The sequence below is a fragment of the Xanthomonas hortorum pv. cynarae genome (assembly GCF_002939985.1).
Classification (GTDB): Bacteria; Pseudomonadota; Gammaproteobacteria; order Xanthomonadales; family Xanthomonadaceae; genus Xanthomonas; species Xanthomonas hortorum_D.
In genome coordinates this window covers 1-847 of record NZ_MDFM01000079.1, presented here as the reverse complement: position 1 = coordinate 847, position 847 = coordinate 1, and the positions used below count along the sequence as shown (strand labels likewise).

The 847-nt window shown below is 63.8% G+C and carries 1 protein-coding gene and 2 pseudogenes; 1 reads left to right on the top strand and 2 read right to left on the bottom strand.

Going from position 1 to position 847, the window contains the following annotated elements; genetic code table 11:
• Positions 1-96, top strand: a pseudogene (locus tag XcyCFBP4188_RS23825) (DUF6607 family protein); the annotation flags it as partial.
• Positions 97-232: 136 nt separating this feature from the next.
• Here XcyCFBP4188_RS23825 and XcyCFBP4188_RS22300 read toward each other — a convergent pair.
• Together XcyCFBP4188_RS22300 and XcyCFBP4188_RS22295 are read right to left on the bottom strand one after the other, a co-directional pair.
• On the bottom strand, positions 233-586 hold the full coding sequence (locus tag XcyCFBP4188_RS22300; RefSeq protein ID WP_023902752.1) for a DMT family protein: 354 nt from the start codon (positions 584-586) through the stop codon (positions 233-235).
• Between the two features lie 84 nt (positions 587-670).
• A pseudogene (locus tag XcyCFBP4188_RS22295) lies at positions 671-847 on the bottom strand (ABC transporter permease); the annotation flags it as partial.

Below are 847 nucleotides of genomic sequence, written 5' to 3'. Positions count from 1 at the left end.
ATGTTCCAGCAGGCCGAGACCGTGCAGAAGGGCAAGCGGGTCAAGGACGCGCAACTCGATGCGGTGTTCGCGCAGTGGGTGGAACCGGCGAACTAGGCACCTGGATGTCGTAGGAGCGTACCCGGGCGCGATGGGGCATTCCCGGTAACGCCCATTGCGCCCGGGGTGCTCCTACAAGGTCGCGCCCTGGTGCGCTCCTACGAGCAAGACGGCGGTTAGTCCTTCAAGGCAGTTATTCCTTGAACATCAAGAACGCGGCCACCAGAATCAGGCCGAACGCGGCCCAGTGATTCCACTTCAACGACTGCCCCAGGTAGAACGTCGAGAAGCCGGCGAACACCAGCAGCGTGATCACCTCCTGCATGCCCTTGAGCTGCGGGGCCGAATACACCGCGCTACCAAGCCGGTTGCCCGGCACCTGCAGGCAGTATTCGAAAAACGCGATGCCCCAGCTGACCAGGATCGCGATCATCAACGGCGTGCTCTTGTACTTCAGATGCCCGTACCAGGCGAAGGTCATGAACACGTTGCTGGCGAGCAACAGCAGGATCGGGTAGACGTAAGCGGTGAAGGGCGCGGTGGGCATGACGGCGGTCGGGGTGTGAGCGGGCCGGCAGCATAATCCAGCCCCGTTAAGCGCACGCGACCGTGCCGATGAGCCCGGTGCCGCCTAGCGCTGCATGCCCCAGCGGCGCACGGTCAGCCGCTCGATCGCCTGGAATACCACCCCTTCCACCAGCAGGCCCAGCACGATCACCATCGCCAGGCCGGCGAACACCCGATCTGTATACAGCTCGTTGCGGTTCTGGAAGATGTACCAGCCCAGACCGCCCTGGCCGGAGGTGGC